The organism is Parazoarcus communis (assembly GCF_003111665.1).
GTDB lineage: Bacteria > Pseudomonadota > Gammaproteobacteria > Burkholderiales > Rhodocyclaceae > Parazoarcus > Parazoarcus communis_B.
Map to the genome: position 1 here is coordinate 450,411 of NZ_CP022188.1, position 19,525 is coordinate 469,935.

Below are 19,525 nucleotides of genomic sequence, written 5' to 3' on the forward strand. Positions count from 1 at the left end.
CGCTCGCGGCCGCCGCGGGTAAGCGCGATGCAGTCAGCCTATCGCATCTACCCTGTACTTGCGCTCGCGCTGCTTGCCGGCGCGTCGATCTGGCTTGAACGCCTGACCCGCGCACCGGCTGCGGACGTCGCGCCCACACAGAGCAGCGCACCCGACTTCATCGCCAATCAGACCCGCATTACCGGCTATGGCAAGGACGGCACGCAGCGCTACGTGCTGCTGTCCGACCAGCTCACCCACCTGCCACAATCGGGCGTCACCCAGCTTGACCGACCACGGCTTGAGATTCTTTCAGGCAGCCGCCGGATGGAAATCACCGCGAACGCGGGTGAAGTGTCCGCAGAGGGCGAGCGGGTCGATTTCCATGGCGAAGTCAAAGCCGAGCGTGAGGCCAACCCCGGGCAGGACATGATGCGCTTCGCATCGGAGAAGCTGACCGTCTGGCCCGAGGATCACCGCGCCGAATCCACCGCCCCGGTCAAGCTGACTCAGGGGCTCACCACCGCCGAGGCGCTTGGCCTGCGTGCGGACAACCTGTTTGGCACTCTGGACCTGATCGGTCAGGCCCGGGTGAACATCCCCCGACGCCAAGGGAAAAATCAATGAAAACTGCTTTAACCATCTCCTTGCTCGCATTGGCAACGATGTGCACGCCCGCCTTTGCCGAACGTGCCGACCGCGAAAAACCAGTCGATATCGAAGCTGACCGTGTCACGGTCGACGACCGCAACAAGGTCCACATTTTCGAGGGCAACGTCGTACTCACCCAGGGCACGCTGCAGATCAAGGGCGACAAACTGGTCGTCACCCAAGGGGCCGATGGCTTCCAGAACGGTGTGGCCACCGCATCCGGGGGGAAGCTGGCCTCATTCCGGCAGAAACGCGAAGGCAGCGGCGACTATGTCGACGGTGAAGCCGAGCGCATCGAGTACGACAGTCGTGGCGAGAAAGCCAAACTGTTCAAGCGCGCCCATGTCCGCAGCGGCGGAGACGAAGTCCGCGGAGCCTACATCGAGTACGACTCGGTCAGCGAAAACTACCTGGTGACCAATGCGCCGGGCAGCACCGCGAGCCCCGGCCGCGTGCGGGCAACGATTCAACCCAAGGGCGACAACAAGGCAACACCCGGTAGCGCAGCACCCGCTGCCCAATAAAAAGACAATCGCAAGCCAAAAAAGGAGAACGCATGAGTTACGAAATGATCATCACCGAAACTCGCGGCCGTGTCGGCCTGATCACGCTCAACCGGCCCAAGGCCCTGAACGCACTCAACGACAGCCTGGTCGATGAAATCGGGCACGCACTCGACGCGTACGAAGCGGACGAGAACATCGGTGCGATCCTGATTACCGGCTCCGATAAAGCATTCGCCGCCGGCGCCGACATCGGTGCCATGGCGGAGTTCTCGTATATGGACGCCTACAAGGGCGACTACATCACGCGCAACTGGGAGCGGGTCAAGACCTGCCGCAAGCCGGTCATCGCTGCCGTTGCAGGCTTCGCGCTTGGCGGCGGATGCGAACTGGCAATGATGTGTGACTTCATCATTGCGGCCGACTCTGCGAAGTTCGGTCAGCCTGAAGTCAAGCTTGGCATCCTTCCGGGCGCCGGCGGAACCCAGCGTCTGCCGCGCGCCGTCAGCAAGGCGAAGGCAATGGACATGTGCCTGACCGCGCGTTTCATGGATGCAGCCGAAGCCGAGCGTGCCGGGCTGGTATCGCGCGTGGTGCCCGCCGACAAACTGCTCGAAGAAGCCTTTGCGGCAGCCGAGACCATCGCCGGATACTCCCTGCCCGTGGTCATGATGATCAAGGAGTCGATCAACCGCGCCTTCGAAAGCAGCCTCAACGAAGGCCTGCTGTTCGAGCGCCGCGTCTTCCACTCGTCTTTCGCACTGAACGACCAGAAGGAAGGCATGGCCGCGTTCGTTGCCAAGCGCAAGCCTGTGTTCAAGCACAACTGAGCTTCGTGCGGATGCCGCCGGTGCAATGCCGGCGGCAGTTTCTCCTTGATGCGGTTTTTCATCGGTTTGAAACACCCTCTGTGCACGATGACGTCAACATGTCTGCAACGACGCTCTGACGCCGTTTCAGCGGCATTCAAGACCTCCCGGCCTGCAAGAAGCATCAGCTAAGCATTTGAAAATGCAGCAGGTTAGGAAATGGTGCAGCGCACAAAAAATAGCTTGACATGCGATCTCGTCTGCCTATAATTCAGACCATGCTGCAACGCAACATCGCGGCAAACCAAAACCCGATGTCTTTGCATAACCGCTTTTTTAGCATTCACCCAGGAGATGACCATGAACGCATTTACCCCCGAGCAGTTCGCCGCCACCAACAAGGCCAACATCGAAACCCTGCTGAGCCTGACCAACAGCGCTTTTGCCAACGCCGAGCGCCTGGCTGCCCTGAACCTGAACACCGCTCGTTCGATCCTCGAAGACAGCGTTGCCAGCACCAAGGCCCTGATGGGTGCCAAGGACCTGCAGGAAGTTCTGTCCCTGCAAAGCTCGCTGGCTCAGCCGCTGGTCGAGAAGGCTGTTGCCTACGCTCGCAGCGTGTATGAAATCGCTTCGCAGAGCCAGGAAGAGCTGTCCAAGGTCGTCGAAGGCCAGGTCGCTGAAATGAACAAGGGCGTTGCCGTTGCTCTGGACAAGGCTGCCAAGTCCGCACCGGCTGGTTCCGACGTTGCCGTGGCTGCTGTCAAGTCTGCCATCGCCGCTGCCAACAGCGCCTACGACAGCTTCAGCAAGGCCGCCAAGCAGGCGACCGAACTGGCCGAAGCCAACGTTGCTGCTGCTACCAGCGCAACCGTGAAGGCCGTGAGCACCACGACCAAGACGGCTGCCAAGAAGGCTGCCTGATCGAATTCAGCCCCGGCTGAATGAAAATGGCCCCGCAGTGCGGGGCCATTTTTTCGTCTACGGTATATCGCGCTCATCGAAGGGCGCAGATAGTGCGCAGCCAAATGGGCATCCGGCCACTACAACAACTGCTTGAGTGACTCCAGACTTTCGGGGCCACCTTCCAGGCGAACGCAATCGTCTGATTCCTGCTCCCACGCCGCCGCTGAAGCCAGATGAAGGTGCGCAGAGATTTTGGATGCGACCAGTCCTGTGAGCAGGCCGGCTGGAACCCAGAACATCTCCGTACCTCTCAGCGCATTTGGAACAGGGCTGCCACATACCGAACAGAAGTCTGTCCGGTAGCCGCCTGGCTTTTGAAAGGAGCGGATTCTTTCCTGACCGGACACCCAGCGGAAGTGCTCTCGCTGGACAAAAGTAGCGGCATTGGCCGCAGATCCGGTTGCTCGACGACACAGGGAGCAGTGGCATTGATAGAGGTTTGGTAGCGCGCCATCAACTTCGAACCTTACCTCTCCGCACAGGCATTCACCGTTCATCAGCCATCCCTTCGACACTCAACACCGATATTCCACACAAGCGCCCGAATCTGGCCAGCACACTGTGAGCCGGAGTGCGTCATCCCAGGTTTTCGGACTCCGACGACTTGATGTCTGAGCCAACCGCCGCCAGCGCCTCAGCTGTGTAGTGATGCGGAAAAAGCCGCCGCATCTCGCCCTCGATCCAGGCTTCGGCCCGGGTGTTCAACTCTTCCGTTTTCACACCTTTGACGTCGATCGGAGGCCCGATGCTGACCACGATCTCGCCGGGCTGCTTCAGAAACGCATTGCGCCGCCAGAACTCACCCGCGTTGTGAGCCACCGGCACGATGGGGACACCGGCGCGCTTTGCCAGCCAGGTTCCGCCGATCTTGTAGCGACGGGTCGTTCCCGGCGCCACGCGCGTGCCTTCGGGAAACACCACGACCCAGAAGCCTTCCTTCAGCCTGGCCCTGCCCTGCTCAACGACTTGAGCGAGCGCGTCCTTGCCGGCAGCGCGGTCGATGGCGATACCGGGAATCTGTGCCAGCCCCCAACCGAAAAACGGTACCCGCAGCAGCTCACGCTTCAGCACGAAGCACAGGGGCGGAAAGATCACCTGCAAGGCCATGGTTTCCCACGCCGACTGATGCTTGGACAGGATGACGGATGGCCCCGAAGGAATATTCTCCTTGCCGATCACGCGGTAGCGGATACCGAGCAGATGCCACACGAACCACATGACAAGCGGCGCCCACGAGGTGATGATCCGATGCCTGACCCGCGGCGGGAAGGGAAAGGTCAGCACCCCGAAAATCGCATAGGGCGGCGTGACGATCGCGAGGACGATCGCAAACAGAAAGGAACGCAGAAATATCACGATAAAGACCAGCGTACTCAGGCGGTGAGATCGGCAACAACCGCTGCCAGATCGGGATAGACGAGCGTCCCTTCGGGCAGGGCTGGATCCTGTTGGGTTTTCGTGCCCTTGCCGGTGAGCACAAGATAGGGTTTGCAGCCGACGGCGATGCCAGCCTGCAGATCTCGCAGACTGTCGCCGACCACCGGCACACCCTTGAGGTCGACGTTGAAGCGTTCCCCGACCTGAATCAGCAAGCCGGGCTTCGGTTTGCGACACTCACAGGTGGAGTCGGCCGAATGCGGACAGAAGAAAATCGCATCCAGGCGGCCACCGACCTGCGCCAGGCTTTTCACCATTTTGTCGTTGATTGCATTGAGCGTGTCCATGCCGAACAGCCCGCGGCCGACGCCGGACTGGTTGGAGGCTACGACCACCCGCCAGCCCCACTGATTGAGCCGCGCAATGGCTTCCAGCGAGCCGGGGATCGCTTTCCACTCATCGGGAGACTTGATGAACTGGTCGGAGTCCACATTGATGACTCCGTCACGGTCCAGGATGATCAGCTTCATTTACAGGCTCCGCACCGGTTTGGAGGCAATCCGCAAGCAGCGGACCGCCTCCGGATCTATCAGGCCGACAGACGGGAAAGGTCCGCCACCTGGTTCATCAGGCCAGCAAGCCGGGCCAGCAGGGCAAGCCGGTTCTGCCGCGTCAGCGGTTCTTCGGCCATCACCATCACGCCATCGAAGAACGCATCCACCGCCTCGCGCAACCCTGCAAGCTTGAGCAGCGCTTCGGTGTAGTTCTCGTTAGCAACATGAGAAGCGACCAGCGGCGCAATCTCGTTGAGCTGATGGAAAAGGGCTTTCTCCGCATCTTCCTGCAGCAAGGCGACGTCGGGCTCGCCGGGCTGCGCATCGGTCTTCTTCAGGATATTGACGATGCGCTTGTTGGCGGCAGCCAGTGCGGCAGACTCGGGCAGCGCGAGGAAAGCCTCGACCGCGTCGAGCTTGGCCGGCACGAGGTCGATGCGCGCCGGGCGCAGCGCGAGCACTGCGTCGGCGACGGCAGCATCGCGCCCTCCCGCGCCTTCGCGCAGCAAGTTGCGCAGACGCTCGAGCATGAAGTCCTGCAGCTGCGCCTGGAAGCCTTCGGCGGTCAGCAGTCCGGGGGCGAACCCGGCGGCGGCGAGTTCGATCAGCTGCGGCAACTCAAGCGGCAACGGCGCTTCCATCAGGATACGCAGCACGCCCAGCGCCGCCCGACGCAGCGCGAACGGATCACGGTCGCCAGTCGGCACCATGCCAATGCCGAAGAAACCCACCAGCGCATCAATCTTGTCGGCAAGCGCCACCGCACACGCAACGTTGCCGTCCGGCAGCACGTCGCCGGCGAATCGTGGCTGATAGTGTGCCTGGATGGCATCCGCCACCACCGCGCTCTCGCCGTCATGGCGGGCATAGTAGCGCCCCATCACCCCCTGGAGTTCCGGAAACTCGCCGACCATGTCGGTCACCAGATCGACCTTGGCCAGCAATGCCGCACGTGTCGCTGCCTGGACGTCGGCAGACAGCAGGCCCGCGATATGACCGGCCAGCACGCCGAGCCGTTCGACGCGCTCGAACTGGTTACCCAGCTTGTTGTGATAAACCACGCTCGCCAGCCGCGGCAGGCGCGACTCGAGGGTCTGCTTCTTGTCCTGTTCGAAGAAGAAGCGCGCATCGGACAGACGCGGACGCACCACGCGCTGATTGCCGATGACGATGTTCGACGGGTCTTCCAGCTGCATGTTGGACACGATCAGGAAGCGGTTCAGCAGTGTCCCGTCGACGTCAAACAGCGGAAAGTACTTCTGGTTCGCGCGCATGGTGAGGATCAGGCACTCCTGCGGCACGGCCAGGAATTCAGCCTCGAACTCACCAACGTAGACCGTGGGATGCTCAACCAGCGCAGCCACTTCGTCGAGCAGGTCGGCATATTCGCCGATCGACGCCTGCTGACGTGCGGCCTCGGCGACCAACTGGCGTTCGATCTCGGCACGACGCTCAGTAAAGTCCGGAATCACCTTGCCTTCGGCCAGCAGCGTGGGCTCGTAGGCATCGGCGGAGGCGATATCGATCTCGCCTCGACTCATGAAACGGTGACCGCGGGTGGTGCGGCCACTGTCGAGATCGAGCACACGCCCCGGCACGACGTCCGCGCCGTGCAGCATGGAGAGCTTGTGCACCGGACGCACGAAGGTGGCATCACCATCCCCCCAGCGCATCACCTTCGGGATGGGCAGCGCCTTGACCGCGTCCTGGACGATGGTCGACAGCACGTCCTCCAGCTTCGCACCCGGCACGGTTGCGGTGTGGAACAGGGCTTCGGCCTTGCCATCGACACGACGCTCGAAGCCGGCAATCGCATCCAGCGCAATGCCTTTCGCTTCCATTTTCTTGAGCAGCGCCTGAGTGGGCTTGCCTTCGGCGTCGAGCGCAACGGACACCGGCATCAGCTTTTCGGTCACTTCCTTTGCCGCAGCAGCAGCGACAACGCCCGCCACGGTCACGGCCAGCCTGCGGGGGCTGGCGAAACTGCGGAAGCTCGCATCGGCGGGTGCCAGCCCGCGTGCTTTCAGGCCCTCGGCAATCCTGGAGGCAAAAGTCTCGCCCAGACGCGGCAGCGCCTTGGGTGGCAGTTCTTCAGTCAGAAGTTCGACGAGCAGGGTCGCGCTGGTCATCACGCGGGCTCCTTGTTGTTCAGCATCGGGAAGCCAAGCGCTTCACGGGATTCGTAGTAGGCCTGCGCCACCGCGCGCGACAGGTTGCGGATGCGGCCGATGTAGGCCGCGCGCTCGGTCACCGAGATCGCGCCACGGGCGTCGAGCATGTTGAAGTTGTGCGCCGCCTTGAGCACCATTTCGTAGGCCGGCAGCGCCAGGCCGACTTCCATCAGGCGCTTGGCTTCGGATTCATAGTTGGCAAACAGCGAGAACAGGAACTCGACGTTCGAATGCTCGAAGTTGTAGGTCGACTGTTCTACCTCGTTCTGGTGATAAACGTCGCCATAGGTAACCTTGGAGCCGTCCGGATACACCGCCCACACCAGGTCGTAGACATTCTCGACGCCCTGCAGATACATCGCCAGGCGCTCGAGACCATAGGTGATCTCGCCCAGCACCGGCTTGCAGTCGATGCCGCCAACCTGCTGGAAATAGGTGAACTGGGTGACTTCCATGCCATCGAGCCACACTTCCCAGCCCAGGCCCCAGGCGCCGAGCGTGGGGTTCTCCCAGTCATCCTCGACAAAGCGGATGTCGTGCGCGTTGGGATCGATACCGAGCGCACGCAGGGAATCGAGATAGAGCTCCTGGATGTTCAGCGGCGACGGCTTGAGCACCACCTGATACTGGTAGTAGTGCTGCAGACGGTTCGGGTTCTCACCGTAGCGACCGTCCTTGGGGCGGCGCGAGGGCTGAACGTAGGCCGCGTTCCACGGCTCAGGGCCGAGTGAGCGCAGAAAGGTGGCGGTGTGCGAGGTACCGGCACCCACTTCGAGATCGTAGGGTTGCAGCAGCACGCAGCCACGCTCGCCCCAGAACTGCTGGAGCGTCAGGATGACTTGCTGGAAGGTCGGATTCTTGAGTGACATGGTCTCGGGCGGCATGGCCGCGCAACGAACGCAAAGCACAGGATTTTACTGGCATTCGGCCCCGCGCGGGCAGGCGATCGGCTGCATCGACTCAATCACGGTGCGCCAGCGCGCATTTTCAGGGCGTCTGCAAAGCCAGCGGCAAGCGCATTGCCAGCACCGTCAGGCTAGGCAACCGGCGCCCGCCGCCGGCGCAGCACAGCGATCAGCAGCAGTCCCGCAGCAATCAGCAACACCGGCCAGTTGCCCCAGTGCGCATAGGGCGTCATCCCTTTGAAGCCACGCACCTCGGCTTCGAGTACCCCCGCCTCGAAGGCCGGCAACACCGCATCGACGTGACCATCGGGCTGAATCACGGCCGTCATGCCGGTATTGGTCGAGCGCAGCATCGGGCGTCCGGTCTCGAGCGCGCGGACGCGGGCGATCTGCAGATGCTGGGGCTGCGCCAGCGAATCGCCATACCAGGCAAGATTGGAGATGTTCAGCATCAGCGAAGCTTGCGGCAGGCTTGAGAGCAGCTCCGCCCCGAAGAGATCTTCGTAGCAGATGTTCAAGGCCACGCGCTGCCCGAGCACGCTCATCGGCGGCTGCTCGCGGGCACCGCGCGTCTGATCCGACATCGGGATGTCCGCCAGACGGTAGAACCAGCCAAAGAAAGGCGGCGAATATTCGCCGAAGGGCACGAGATGGCGTTTGGCGTAGTGCTGCTGCGGGCCGTCGCCGACACTGATCGCGGCATTGAAGATCTGCCCGGCATCGTCACGGGAGAACACGCCGAGCACCAGCGTGCCGCCACGCTCACTCACCATGCCGCCGAGCAGGTCGAGGTAGCCTTCGGGCAGTCGCTCCACCAGTGTCGGCAGGGTGGTCTCCGGCAGCACCACGAAATCCGCGCGACTATTGCTCACCAGCCTCAGATTGGTCTGCAACACCTCGGCAAAGTGTCCGGGCGCCCACTTGAGGTCTTGTTCGACATTCGTCTGGATCAGGGCAACGGACAGCGGCTCGCCCTCGGGCTCGGTCCACTCGACGCGGCCAAGTCCGACCGCGAGCACGAACACGCCGGCGATGATCGCAAGCGGTCGCGGCAAACCCCGCATCTGGCGCCAGGGTGCAAGCGCAGCCAGGGCCGAAACGAAGGCAAGCACGCCGCCGACGCCGTACACGCCGATCACCGGCAGATAGGCGGCCAGCGGGCTGGGCGGGGTCTGCGAATAACCGGTGGCAAGCCAGGGGAAGCCGGTGAAGACAACGCCTCGCAGCCACTCAGCGAGAATCCACAAGGCCGCGAACAGTGCCCCCCTCCAGACCAGACCGCCTGACCTGAGACGCACATAGAGCGCGCCGGCCAGCGCCGGATAGAGCGCGAGGTAAAGGCAGAACAGCAGAATGGCGAACGCCGCCAGCGGCATGGGCATGCCGCCGAAACGGTTGAGCGCAACATAGAGCCAGGACACGCCGGCCAGGAAAGCCCCCAGCCCCCATCCGAGCCCGCACATGAACCCCGCCCGGGCATCGGGCGCGCGCTCAAGGAGGAATGCAAGCGCACCCACACCGAGAAATACGAGCACGAACCAGCCGAAGGGCGCAAAGCCGAGCACTGAGACGCCCCCGGCCAGCAATGCCGGCAGGAAAGCCGGCGTCAGCCGGCCCCGCAGCAGCGCGACCATCAGTCGACGCTGACTTCGGGTACGACCGGCACCCGCTCCACCACAAGGGTGTGCACGCGGCGGCTGTCTGCCCTGAGCACCTGGATTTTCAGTCCCTCGAGCACCACGGCCTCACCACGCTTGGGCAGGCGACCGAACTGACGAATGACCAGACCACCGACGGTGTCGACTTCCTCATCGCTGAAATGAGTCGCAAACGCCGCGTTGAAGTCCTCGATCTCGGTGGTTGCCTTGACGCGGTAGCGCCCGCTCTGGTCGAGGCGGATGTTGTCGCCGATCTCGTCGAAATCGTACTCGTCCTCGATGTCGCCGACGATCTGCTCCAGCACGTCCTCGATGGTGACCAGGCCGGCAACGCCGCCGTATTCGTCGACCACAATGGCCATGTGATTGCGGCTGACGCGGAACTCGCGCAGCAGCACGTTGAGCCGCTTGGACTCGGGCACGAACACCGCCGGACGCAACATGTCACGCAGATCGAACTCGCGACCGGCAAAGTACCGCAGCAGGTCTTTTGCCAGCAAAATGCCGGATACGTCGTCCTTGCTCTCCCCGATTGCCGGGAAGCGGGAGTGGGCGGTGTCGACGACGAAGGCTGCGATCTTGTCCATCGGGTCGTCGACATGCACGACGTCCATCTGGGCACGGGGAATCATCACGTCACGAACCTGCATGTCCGACATCTGCAGGGCGCCCTCGATGATCGAAAGGGCATCGGCATCGAGCAGATTGCGATCGAAAGCCGAGTGAAGTAGCGCGAGAAGCTCATCGCGATCTTCCGGCTCGCGCGAAAGAAGGGCCGAAAGTCGCTCGATTAGCGAGGGTTTACTAGGGCTACTGTCCATTTTTGTGGTGGGTAAGGAATAAGGAGTGAGCAATTACAAGCACGAACCATGCATGCAATCACCCACGCCTTACGCCTCACCCGGAGGCGTTGCCCTCATGCATAAGGATCAGCATAGCCGAGGGTGCGCAGGATGTCGCGTTCGCGCGCTTCCATGACGCCAGCCTCAGCTTCTACCTCATGGTCATAGCCCTGCATGTGCAGCATGCCATGCACCACCAGATGGGCAAAATGCGCATCTAGCGACTTGCCCTGCTCACCGGCTTCGCGCACCACAACCGGCACGCACAAAACCAGATCGCCCATCAAGGGTGCGCCCTCGACTTGCGGCATGTCCGATTCCTCGCCATAGGCAAAGGTCAGCACATTGGTCGCATAGTCCTTGCCACGGTAGTTGCGGTTGAGCTCCCGACCTTCTGCTTCGCCCACAAGACGCACGGTAACCTCGACATCACGCTGCAACGCAGCCTGAGCCCAGCGCCGGATCTGATGCTTCTTGGGCGCACTGATCCGGTCGTTGCCTTCCAGCGCCTTCTGCACCGTCAGGTTCAGCATTGGCGGCGCGACCGTTTCCGGAAGATCGATCGAATCGACCTCGATCATGTCGTGATGCACGTCCACGCGCAGTGTCAGCACATTACAGGCCGCCGGTTGCACGCTGATGACGGGGACATCGGCCTCATTTACCGTATCCGCCTCGACCTCGATGTCGCCCCACGCCTTGCTGGGAAAGGACAGCAGCAGGCGTCGCCCATCCCCGAACTCGACTTCAAGACGCTCGGCCTTGACCCGGCTCGAACGCCCCTCGCTATCGATGGCAATGATCTTGGGGCTATTCGCCTGCCTGGGCATGACTCACTTCCTTTGCTTTTGCTGCAGCGGCACGCGCAACGCGTGCCGTCTGATTGTCGTAGGCTTCAACGATGCGGGCCACCAGGGGGTGACGTACCACATCTTCTTTCTGGAATTCGGTAAAGGCCAGTCCGCGCACCTTGCCAAGCACTTCGCGTGCCTCGAGCAGGCCGCTGCGGTTACCACGCGGCAAGTCGATCTGGGTGAGGTCGCCGGTGACGACGGCCTTGGCGCCGAACCCGATCCGGGTCAGGAACATCTTCATCTGCTCGGGCGTCGTGTTCTGCGCTTCATCGAGAATGATGAACGCGTTGTTCAGCGTGCGCCCGCGCATGAAGGCAAGCGGTGCGATCTCGAGCGTACCGCGCTCGAAGAGCTTGGTAACCCGCTCCACCCCCATCAGTTCATACAGGGCGTCGTACAAAGGCCGCAGATAGGGGTCGACCTTCTGCGCCAGATCGCCCGGCAGGAAACCAAGACGCTCGCCCGCCTCGACGGCAGGACGGGTCAGCAGGATGCGCTCGACCAGATCGCGCTCAAGCGCGTCGACCGCGCTCGCGACGGCGAGATAGGTCTTGCCGGTACCGGCGGGGCCGATACCGAAGGTGATGTCGTGCTCCTGGATGTTCTGCAGGTACTCGACCTGGCGTGGCGTGCGCCCGTGCAGATCGTGCTTGCGCGTCATTAGCACCGGCGCCGACTTCACTGCATCCGCATGGGTGCCAATCTCGATCAGAGCCAACTGCAGATCCGCAGGCGACAGGTGTTCGTCGGCCCCGGCATAGAACTGCTTCAGCGCCTGCTCGGCGAGACGCGCCTTGGTCAGCGCACCGTGCAGCGAGAAGCGCTCGCCACGGCGGGAAATGGTGATGTCGAATGCGGCTTCGATCTGGCGCAGATTCTCGTCGAGCGTGCCGCACAGATTGGCTAGCCGGGTATTGTCGACCGGCTCGAAGGACAGTTCGATACTGCGCGCCATCAGGACTCCCGCGTCACGATTTCGCCACGCAGGCTGTGCGGCAGCGCAGACGTGATCCGGACATCGATGAACTGGTTGATCAACCGGGTCCGGTTGGGCGAACTTGCCACAAAGTTGACCACGCGGTTGTTATCGGTGCGCCCTGCGAGCTCGTCCGGGTCCTTGCGCGAAGGCCCTTCGACGAGGATGCGCTGCACCGTTCCCACCATGGCCTGACTGATGACCTGCGCCTGCTCGTCGATCCGCTTCTGCAGTCGCGCCAGCCAGCGCAACTTGGTCTCCTGCGGCACCGGATCTTCAAGATCCGCCGCAGGCGTACCCGGACGCGAGCTATACACAAAGCTGAAGGACGAATCGAAGCCCACCTCGTCAATGAGCTTCATGGTCTTCTCGAAGTCCTCTTCGGTCTCACCGGGGAAGCCCACGATGAAGTCCGACGACAGCGACAGATCGGGCCGCGCAGCGCGCAGCTTTTTCACCACCGACTTGAATTCGAGCACGGTGTAACCACGCTTCATGGCCGCCAGCACGCGATCGGAGCCCGACTGCACGGGCAGATGAAGATGGGACACCAGCTTGGGGATGTTCATGTAGGCATCGAACACCCGCTGCGACATCTCGCGCGGATGCGAGGTCGTGTAGCGGATACGTTCGATGCCGGGGATGTCGGCCACACACTCCAGCAGAAAGGCAAAGTCGCCCTCCTCGCCGCCTTCGCGCACGATCTCGCCGCGCCAGGCATTCACGTTCTGCCCCAGCAGGGTCACTTCCTTCACCCCTTGCGCCGCCAGTCCTGCGACCTCAGCCAGGACATCATCGAGCGGGCGGGACACCTCCTCGCCACGTGTGTAAGGCACAACGCAGAAAGTACAGTACTTGGAGCACCCCTCCATGATCGACACGAAGGCACTCGCGCCCTCAACCCGCGCCGGCGGCATGGCGTCGAACTTCTCGATCTCGGGGAAAGAGATATCCACCTGCGAGCGACCGCTCTTGCGCCGGGCCTCGATCAGCGCCGGCAGACGATGCAGGGTCTGGGGGCCGAACACCACGTCCACGTAGGGCGCGCGCTTAACGATCGCCTCGCCTTCCTGGCTCGCCACGCAACCACCCACACCGATGATCAGATCCGGATTCTGCTGCTTGAGCAGACGCACCCGGCCCAGGTCGTGAAACACCCGCTCCTGCGCCTTCTCGCGCACCGAACAGGTGTTGAACAGGATGATGTCCGCTTCTTCGGGGTTCTCGGTCTTGGTCAGACCGTCTTTCGCACCAAGTACGTCCGCCATCTTGTCGGAGTCGTACTCGTTCATCTGGCACCCGAAGGTGCGGATGTAGAGTTTCTTCATTGAGGGGTGTTCACTGCTTGGGGTCGGGCGCAGCGATTTCCTCGGGCGTGAGAATCCACACCCGATGAACCTGGCCAATATTATCGATCAGCACTCGAACCATATGCTCTCCGTTCACGTAGGAGGGCAATACGATACGGTTATTGGTGTCACGAATCTGAGCGCCGGGGCTGAGCAGGAAGGCCTTGCCATCCACACTCACCTGTCCGACGGCGACAAAGGTCATCTCCACCTTCTTGGCAGCAACAGGAAACGGCCGCAACCCAGCGGCAAGCGCGAGCTGAGAACTCAGGCAGGCCAAAACGAGGCACAAAACGAGGCGAAGGTCGCGCACGATTTCCCGGCAATGCCGATGGAAGATATCAAGGCTCTGGATGATCTCCGATCGCCCCCTTCCTGTCAATGCAAACCCCTTATAAATCAAGCCCTCCAGCCCGGACGCCCGCAAAACCTCAGCCTCGCCGCTCAGTGCGCACCTGAAAATTCCCATCAACAGGATATTGACGCACACAGGTTGAACGGCTATATTGCTGCGCTCTGTTGGTGATGTAGCTCAGACGGTTAGAGCGATGGATTCATAACCCATAGGTCGGCAGTTCGATTCTGCCCATCACCACCACAAAATACAGTGAAAAGCCCAGCCCTCACCGGCTGGGCTTTTTGCTTTCTGGTCGATTTCTGGTCACATCTCGATCACGTACAGTGCAGCCAGATCCAGAATCCCGCCTCATCAAGCCCACTGCCAGCCAGTCTCCGGTTGGCAATCCCATCGTGACCAGGTCGGCGGTGGCAGCGTACTTGCGCATCGTGCTACGGCATCGCCCACGTAACCTGTGATGCATGTAATGGCGCGCGGGGCGCGCCCTCCGGACACGGACCGTCAGCAATCAGCACGCTGAGGGGAAGACGACCAGGGGCGGACGGCTACGCCAACACATCGCTGGTCAAAGCCGTTGTTTACTTTCCAACAACGTGACAGCGACAATGGGCTGGAGATGAATGTCCATGTTCCCACCCTTTTCTTGCTGCTGACCGCCATTAGCGCAACGCTTACGGTGTCGATCAGCCTTGTGGCACGGGCACAAACACGCGACGGCATGGTTTATTGGGCATGGGCCTTCGCCTTCCACACCGCCGGATATTTCCTTTACATACTGCGCGGCCAGGTCAGTGACGTACTGTCAATTGTGCTGGCCAATATGGCCTTTGCCTGCCACCTGGCATTGATTGCCGAGGGAGTGCTTCAGTTTCAGCATCGCAAGCCCCCGCGGGCGCTCATCTGGTCCCCGGTGCTGATCGTAGCCGTTGTCTATTCATGGTTGCTGCCATGGCAGACTGCGCGATTCATCGCCGGATCGGTGATCTTTTCGGCACAGAGTGCCGGTATTGTGGCGATCTTGCTGCAGCGCCGCAAAGACACCGTCGGAGTAGGCCAGCACTTCATGCTGACAGGGTATTTTATTCTTATTGTCGCGTTGGCAGCTCAGGCGGTTGGCACGCTGTTGCAAACTGAAGTGGCCGCCTCCCTGCTGCTTTCCAGCCCAGTAACAACCCTGACCTTTATGGCAGCAACTATCAGTACCTTGTTGGTCTGTCTGGGGCTGATTGTTATGACCAAGGAACGTGCCGATGAGCGTAACCGTACCCTGGCCATGCGCGACGAGGTTACGGGGCTGATCAATCGACGGATGTTGCTGGAGTCCTTGACGCAACACCTGTCTGCAGCAAAACGCCACGGGCAGCCTCTGTCAGTGCTGTTACTCGACATCGACTTCTTCAAACGCGTAAACGACACCTATGGCCACCTGTCTGGCGACAAGGTCCTTAAGTCTATCGCTTGTGTTTTGGAGCAGCGATGCCGCAAGCAGGATTATTTCGGCCGCTTCGGTGGTGAAGAATTCCTGATGATCCTGCCCAACACTGATGCAGAAGGCGCCATGACAATGGCTGAGGCACTGCGAAGCGCCGTGGAGGCCCATTCATTTGAGGCGGTGTCTGGTGAGTCGGTTGCCATCACAGTGAGCATTGGCCTGTGTGCCTTGAGTCAATTGCCGGACCCACGCTGCGATGATCTGATTGGTGCCGCTGACAAGGCGCTTTACCGTGCCAAAGCGTCCGGGCGCAACCGCGTTGAAGCTTGAGCCTGATGAAGCGAAGTGCATGGACGGGATCAATTGACCAGCGTCGATGCGCGCCAGGCAATCTGCCCCTGTCCGGCCTCATCCACGCGCGCAACCAAGGCGTCGGCCAAGAACTCATCGAGCGTAAAGACGAACGTCACCTGCGCGTCATGCTGAACACTCTGTAAATCGCCCTGAGCAGCGTCAATCTCTCGACGCAGCACCCCCTCTAACGCATACGGAACCGTGCATTGAAGTGTTATCACTTTAGAAACCGGGACCTTGGTTGCCAGCTTGAGCGCCTGGGCAACGCAGTTCGTGTAGGCCCTTACCAGCCCTCCCGCGCCTAGCTGAACGCCACCGTAGTAGCGCACAACGGTCGCAACGACACCTTCAAGATCATGGTGCCGCAAGACATCGAGCATCGGGCGCCCGGCCGTACCTGACGGCTCGCCATCATCCACGGCCGCTGAGTGCCCGCCGGCAAGAAGCGCCCAGCAGACATGCGCGGCCCCGGGATGCGTCTCGCGCAATCCGGCGACGATGACCTTTGCGGCCTCACGGTCGGAGACAGGTTGCACGCGACACAGGAACCGGCTCTTCTTGATGAGCAGTTCACTCTCAACGGCAGAGGCAATGGTCAGAGACATGAGCGGGAGGGTAAAGCAGGGGCAGGTCACGCGCCAACGGCGCACCGAAGAAAAGCAATGGACCCAGCCGTCACCGGCTGCACTCCTTCGCATTCCCTTCGGGCCATGATTAAGCGCAAACGTGCCATGCTCAAACCGCCACCGGCATGGGGTCGTCACGGTTTTCAGCCGACACGCACTCCACCGGCCGCGATCAGGTCAGGCCCGCAATGAGTGTCTCGATCGCGCGCACGAGCAACTCCGATTTCCTTGCGTCAAGGCCATCGGAGTGGGGCGAGGCAAACCGGTGCGAATCGTTGTCGTAATACTTGCCGCTGGCCGTCGCAAACTCATCAGACAGTGTCGCGCGAGTGAGGATATCCGCGCCAATGGCGAGATCGCCGCCATCGACACCGAAGCCCTCCTTCACCATCTTGCTCCCCAGCAGGGACCCGGGATTAACCGCTACGATGACCGGCCCATCCGCCTGCAGTTCGAGCGCCAGATGTCGGGACCACATCGTCAATGCCAGCTTGCTTTGCGCATACGCTGCCATGTCAGCCAGAGGGACCTTGCCCGCCAGCGCGTCCAGATCAACTGGCGCCTGCGCAGCGGAGGACAGGTTGACCACCCTGCCAGACCGCCCCAGCAGCGACATGAGCAGCTTCGTCAGCAGGTAGGGCGCGATCGTATTCACCGCAAATCGCACGTCGAGACCGTCGGGGGTAATGGGTTCGGGCGTACGGAGGATGCCGGCGTTGTTGATCAGCACATCAAACCTGGCATGCCGTTCGGCCACGGCGCTGGCGAGTTGCTTGACCTCGCCCATGCGTGACAGGTCAGCCACGTAGGTTTCCACCACACCAGCCCCCGGTAGCGCACGCAGCGTTTTTTCCACATCCTCCAGCTTGCGCGGATTACGTCCGTGCAAGAGCACGGTGTGCCCTTTCGAAACCAGCATTTTTGCCGTCGCCAAGCCAATACCGTCGGTCGAACCGGTGACAAGAATCGTTTTCTGCACTGTCGCTCCTCGCTTACGCGCTGAAGTCCGGCAGCACTTCGGCGGCCAGACGGTGGATTGTGGTCTCGATATCAGCATGGTTAAAGCGCAGATTCAGCGCCACGTGATTCACACCGATCGACTCCAGCTCTTTCAGGTAGGCCCGAAGGTGAAGCACGCCTGAGCGGAAGCCCAGATGAATCGGTTGCGGCGGCATCTCAGGGTCGTCGGTCAGATCGACATAGAGCGATTGCATCGCCGGCTTTGCCGCGCCGCCCACGGCCTCGACCCGCGCCCGCCAGTCGGCAATGATCTTCGCCTGCACCGACGCCGGGCGCGGATAGGTGATCCAGCCCGCGCCGTGGCGTGCGATCCAGTCAGGGTCCTGCTGGCTGGCGCCAGTGATCAGCAGCGGCAGTTTTCCGCCTGCAGGTTTGGGCAACATGTCCAAGTCGCCATCGGGGCAGCCATAGATGTTCTCAAACGCAGGCGATGCGTCCCACATGCGCTCGATATAGTCGAAGCTGGCACGAAAACGGGCCCCGCGTTCGGCAAAAGGCAGGGCGAGCGCCGGATACTCTTCCGGCCGGTCGCCCGACGCCACCCCGAGAATGATCCGCCCCTCCGACAGCACGTCTGCGCTGGCCGCCGCCTTCGCCACATGGGCCGGATGACGCAGGGGCAGCACGATACTCGCCACACCCAGCGCGACCCGCTCGGTGCGGGCGGCCAGGAAGCCGAGATAGGTGAAGGGGTCGAAGGTCTGACCCGCATCACCGAATGATGGCACGTTGAAGGGCACGTCCCGCAACCAGACTGCAGAGAAGCCGAGCTCTTCGGCCAGTCGAACCCGCTCCACATGACGGGTCAGGGTCGGCACCGGGCTGCTTGCATAGGTTTCCAGCGGCACCACCAGTCCGAGGCTCAGCCGGTTCGGGCGGAAGGTGCTGTTGTATCCCCGGTTGATAGGCTGAAACTGTGGAGTATCGATCGTTGTGGACATGCGGTTTTCCGTTATTGCGAGCAGCAGGCGACGACACACGCCGCGGCGATCGCGTTCCTTGCCGATCCGCGCCGTTCAGGCGAGATCGTCGTTGCCTTCGATGAGGAAGTGGTGAGCTATGGAGCACAGACTGCATAGCACCTCGACGCCCTGCTGCCCGGCAGTGGACATCCAGAGCACGGGCATAAAGGTAAAGACTTGCTTTTCGTGGATAAAGCAGGCATTCAGGAGTTCTTAATTCGGCTTTTCGATATAAACATGGATACAGAAAGCATCCGGCTCTTTGTGCTTGCGGCGGAAAAGCTCAACATCAGTGCCGCAGGCCGAGCATTGGGCCTCGCGCCTGCTGCGGCAAGTGCGCGTCTGGCCAAGCTGGAAACCACCCTGGGTGCGGACCTGCTGCTGCGCTCAACGCGCAAGGTGGCCTTGTCGATGGAAGGGGCCGAGTTTCTGCCCTACGCCCGGGAAATGCTCGCGCAGGAGAGCGCAGCATTTGCCGCCCTGGGGCTGGGACGGCCGATTGCGAGCGGCACATTGCGCTTTGCCGCGTCGAGCACTTTTGCCCAGCTTTACATCGCACCGCTGCTGCCGGAATTCCTTGCCTTGCACCCGGGCATCACGCTCGACCTGCGACTGTCCGACACGCAGTTCGACCTGATCGAGGGCAGTTTCGACCTTGCCCTGCGCAACGCGGCGCTCGACGACAGCAGCCTCAAGTGCCGAAAGCTGGCCGACGACCGCCGTGTGTTGTGCGCATCGCCCGCTTACCTTGAGCAGAACGGAGTACCCCGCCACCCCGACGAACTGGGCGGGCATCAGCTGATCGGCTTCAGGGACCTGTTGCCCAGGGCGCTGATCAGTGATGACGGACAGTCGGGGCGTTTCGACCCGCGCCTTTCAGGCGGCCGACTGGTGCTGGATGACGGCTTGAGTCAGAAGATCGCCACACTCGCAGGGGCAGGCATCTCGGTGAATTCACTGTGGAGCGTTCATCGCGAACTCGCAGAGGGCAAGCTCGTACGCGTACTGCCGGACTACTGGGTCGACGATCAGTCCGCATTGTGGCTGGTCTATCCAAAATCCAACGTACTGACCGCAAAGGTCAGAATATTCATCGATTTTCTGATGGACAGAATCGGCAACGCGCCAGCATGGCGCGCGCCCTGAAAAAGAGCGCCCGGCAGCCACGACAAGGGCCGC

General features: G+C 61.7%; 20 protein-coding genes and 1 tRNA gene. 7 read left to right on the top strand and 14 right to left on the bottom strand.

What is annotated here, in order from left to right; all coding sequences use genetic code 11:
* Positions 1-27 precede the first annotated feature (27 nt).
* From lptC to CEW87_RS02095, 4 genes are all read left to right on the top strand, one after another.
* Positions 28-606 carry an LPS export ABC transporter periplasmic protein LptC gene (lptC, locus tag CEW87_RS02080; RefSeq protein ID WP_108971245.1) on the top strand — a complete coding sequence of 193 codons (579 nt, stop codon included), beginning with the start codon at positions 28-30 and terminating at the stop codon, positions 604-606.
* Positions 603-1,154, top strand: coding sequence for a lipopolysaccharide transport periplasmic protein LptA (gene lptA / locus CEW87_RS02085; protein WP_108971246.1), 552 nt, complete (start codon positions 603-605; stop codon positions 1,152-1,154). Before lptC ends, lptA begins: the two co-directional genes overlap by 4 nt.
* Before the next feature lie 32 nt (positions 1,155-1,186).
* Positions 1,187-1,963, top strand: coding sequence for an enoyl-CoA hydratase (locus CEW87_RS02090; RefSeq protein WP_108971247.1), 777 nt, complete (start codon positions 1,187-1,189; stop codon positions 1,961-1,963).
* A 339-nt stretch (positions 1,964-2,302) separates the two neighbouring features.
* Positions 2,303-2,866, top strand: a complete 564-nt coding sequence (locus CEW87_RS02095; protein WP_108971248.1) for a phasin family protein — start codon at positions 2,303-2,305, stop codon at positions 2,864-2,866.
* A gap of 119 nt (positions 2,867-2,985) precedes the next feature.
* On the opposite strand, the gene CEW87_RS22985 is transcribed toward CEW87_RS02095, so the two are convergent.
* The 11 genes from CEW87_RS22985 to CEW87_RS22655 all read right to left on the bottom strand — a co-directional run bounded on the left by CEW87_RS22985 (position 2,986) and on the right by CEW87_RS22655 (position 14,084).
* Positions 2,986-3,405: a GFA family protein gene (locus tag CEW87_RS22985; protein WP_108971249.1), complete on the bottom strand. Its 420-nt coding sequence runs from the start codon at positions 3,403-3,405 to the stop codon at positions 2,986-2,988.
* Positions 3,406-3,484: 79 nt separating this feature from the next.
* Complete coding sequence (locus CEW87_RS02105) at positions 3,485-4,264, bottom strand: lysophospholipid acyltransferase family protein (RefSeq protein ID WP_108971250.1); 780 nt, start codon at positions 4,262-4,264, stop codon at positions 3,485-3,487.
* A 17-nt stretch (positions 4,265-4,281) separates the two neighbouring features.
* On the bottom strand, positions 4,282-4,815 hold the full coding sequence (gene gmhB, locus CEW87_RS02110; protein ID WP_108971251.1) for a D-glycero-beta-D-manno-heptose 1,7-bisphosphate 7-phosphatase: 534 nt from the start codon (positions 4,813-4,815) through the stop codon (positions 4,282-4,284).
* Between the two features lie 59 nt (positions 4,816-4,874).
* A complete protein-coding gene (gene glyS / locus CEW87_RS02115) occupies positions 4,875-6,968 on the bottom strand; it encodes a glycine--tRNA ligase subunit beta (protein ID WP_108971252.1) in 2,094 nt (697 codons plus the stop codon).
* Positions 6,968-7,879: a glycine--tRNA ligase subunit alpha gene (gene glyQ, locus CEW87_RS02120; RefSeq protein ID WP_108949381.1), complete on the bottom strand. Its 912-nt coding sequence runs from the start codon at positions 7,877-7,879 to the stop codon at positions 6,968-6,970. The genes glyS and glyQ overlap by 1 nt, the downstream gene beginning before the upstream one ends.
* Before the next feature lie 167 nt (positions 7,880-8,046).
* Positions 8,047-9,549, bottom strand: a complete 1,503-nt coding sequence (lnt, locus tag CEW87_RS02125) for an apolipoprotein N-acyltransferase (RefSeq protein ID WP_199917101.1) — start codon at positions 9,547-9,549, stop codon at positions 8,047-8,049.
* A complete protein-coding gene (locus tag CEW87_RS02130) occupies positions 9,549-10,394 on the bottom strand; it encodes an HlyC/CorC family transporter (protein ID WP_108971254.1) in 846 nt (281 codons plus the stop codon). The genes lnt and CEW87_RS02130 overlap by 1 nt, the downstream gene beginning before the upstream one ends.
* A gap of 95 nt (positions 10,395-10,489) precedes the next feature.
* The gene (gene ybeY, locus CEW87_RS02135; protein ID WP_108971255.1) at positions 10,490-11,245 is read right to left on the bottom strand and encodes an rRNA maturation RNase YbeY; all 756 of its coding nucleotides are present in this window, start codon (positions 11,243-11,245) and stop codon (positions 10,490-10,492) included.
* A complete protein-coding gene (locus CEW87_RS02140; RefSeq protein WP_108971256.1) occupies positions 11,226-12,224 on the bottom strand; it encodes a PhoH family protein in 999 nt (332 codons plus the stop codon). The genes ybeY and CEW87_RS02140 overlap by 20 nt, the downstream gene beginning before the upstream one ends.
* A complete protein-coding gene (gene miaB, locus CEW87_RS02145; RefSeq protein WP_108971257.1) occupies positions 12,224-13,573 on the bottom strand; it encodes a tRNA (N6-isopentenyl adenosine(37)-C2)-methylthiotransferase MiaB in 1,350 nt (449 codons plus the stop codon). Before miaB ends, CEW87_RS02140 begins: the two co-directional genes overlap by 1 nt.
* Positions 13,574-13,583: 10 nt before the next feature.
* Positions 13,584-14,084, bottom strand: a complete 501-nt coding sequence (locus CEW87_RS22655) for a hypothetical protein (RefSeq protein ID WP_234421638.1) — start codon at positions 14,082-14,084, stop codon at positions 13,584-13,586.
* Between the two features lie 31 nt (positions 14,085-14,115).
* Here CEW87_RS22655 and CEW87_RS02155 point away from each other — a divergent pair.
* Both CEW87_RS02155 and CEW87_RS02160 read left to right on the top strand, forming a co-directional pair.
* Positions 14,116-14,192: transfer RNA gene (locus CEW87_RS02155), tRNA-Met, on the top strand.
* 334 nt (positions 14,193-14,526) lie between these two features.
* A complete protein-coding gene (locus tag CEW87_RS02160; protein ID WP_159098061.1) occupies positions 14,527-15,714 on the top strand; it encodes a GGDEF domain-containing protein in 1,188 nt (395 codons plus the stop codon).
* Between the two features lie 29 nt (positions 15,715-15,743).
* Here CEW87_RS02160 and CEW87_RS02165 read toward each other — a convergent pair whose 3' ends face one another.
* The 3 genes from CEW87_RS02165 to CEW87_RS02175 form a co-directional block, all read right to left on the bottom strand.
* Entirely contained in the window at positions 15,744-16,343 is a 600-nt protein-coding gene (locus CEW87_RS02165) for an IMPACT family protein (RefSeq protein WP_108971259.1), read from the bottom strand.
* A gap of 193 nt (positions 16,344-16,536) precedes the next feature.
* Positions 16,537-17,343: an SDR family NAD(P)-dependent oxidoreductase gene (locus CEW87_RS02170; protein ID WP_108971260.1), complete on the bottom strand. Its 807-nt coding sequence runs from the start codon at positions 17,341-17,343 to the stop codon at positions 16,537-16,539.
* A 13-nt stretch (positions 17,344-17,356) separates the two neighbouring features.
* A complete protein-coding gene (locus CEW87_RS02175; RefSeq protein WP_108971261.1) occupies positions 17,357-18,325 on the bottom strand; it encodes an LLM class oxidoreductase in 969 nt (322 codons plus the stop codon).
* A gap of 258 nt (positions 18,326-18,583) precedes the next feature.
* On the opposite strand from CEW87_RS02175, the gene CEW87_RS02180 reads away from it, so the two are divergent.
* Positions 18,584-19,492, top strand: coding sequence for a LysR family transcriptional regulator (locus tag CEW87_RS02180; protein ID WP_108971262.1), 909 nt, complete (start codon positions 18,584-18,586; stop codon positions 19,490-19,492).
* The last annotated feature ends 33 nt before the right edge of the window (positions 19,493-19,525 follow it).

Bases quoted from the DNA above. Each gene is read 5' to 3' on its own strand.
- CEW87_RS22985 (WP_108971249.1), bottom strand. From the start codon at position 3,405: ATGAACGGTGAATGCCTGTGCGGAGAGGTAAGGTTCGAAGTTGATGGC.
- gmhB (WP_108971251.1), bottom strand. From the start codon at position 4,815: ATGAAGCTGATCATCCTGGACCGTGACGGAGTCATCAATGTGGACTCC.
- ybeY (WP_108971255.1), bottom strand. From the start codon at position 11,245: ATGCCCAGGCAGGCGAATAGCCCCAAGATCATTGCCATCGATAGCGAG.
- CEW87_RS02095 (WP_108971248.1), top strand. From the start codon at position 2,303: ATGAACGCATTTACCCCCGAGCAGTTCGCCGCCACCAACAAGGCCAAC.
- CEW87_RS02165 (WP_108971259.1), bottom strand. From the start codon at position 16,343: ATGTCTCTGACCATTGCCTCTGCCGTTGAGAGTGAACTGCTCATCAAG.
- CEW87_RS02140 (WP_108971256.1), bottom strand. From the start codon at position 12,224: ATGGCGCGCAGTATCGAACTGTCCTTCGAGCCGGTCGACAATACCCGG.
- lnt (WP_199917101.1), bottom strand. From the start codon at position 9,549: ATGGTCGCGCTGCTGCGGGGCCGGCTGACGCCGGCTTTCCTGCCGGCA.
- CEW87_RS02180 (WP_108971262.1), top strand. From the start codon at position 18,584: ATGGATACAGAAAGCATCCGGCTCTTTGTGCTTGCGGCGGAAAAGCTC.
- CEW87_RS02175 (WP_108971261.1), bottom strand. From the start codon at position 18,325: ATGTCCACAACGATCGATACTCCACAGTTTCAGCCTATCAACCGGGGA.
- CEW87_RS02090 (WP_108971247.1), top strand. From the start codon at position 1,187: ATGAGTTACGAAATGATCATCACCGAAACTCGCGGCCGTGTCGGCCTG.
- glyS (WP_108971252.1), bottom strand. From the start codon at position 6,968: ATGACCAGCGCGACCCTGCTCGTCGAACTTCTGACTGAAGAACTGCCA.
- lptC (WP_108971245.1), top strand. From the start codon at position 28: ATGCAGTCAGCCTATCGCATCTACCCTGTACTTGCGCTCGCGCTGCTT.
- CEW87_RS02130 (WP_108971254.1), bottom strand. From the start codon at position 10,394: ATGGACAGTAGCCCTAGTAAACCCTCGCTAATCGAGCGACTTTCGGCC.
- lptA (WP_108971246.1), top strand. From the start codon at position 603: ATGAAAACTGCTTTAACCATCTCCTTGCTCGCATTGGCAACGATGTGC.
- glyQ (WP_108949381.1), bottom strand. From the start codon at position 7,879: ATGTCACTCAAGAATCCGACCTTCCAGCAAGTCATCCTGACGCTCCAG.
- miaB (WP_108971257.1), bottom strand. From the start codon at position 13,573: ATGAAGAAACTCTACATCCGCACCTTCGGGTGCCAGATGAACGAGTAC.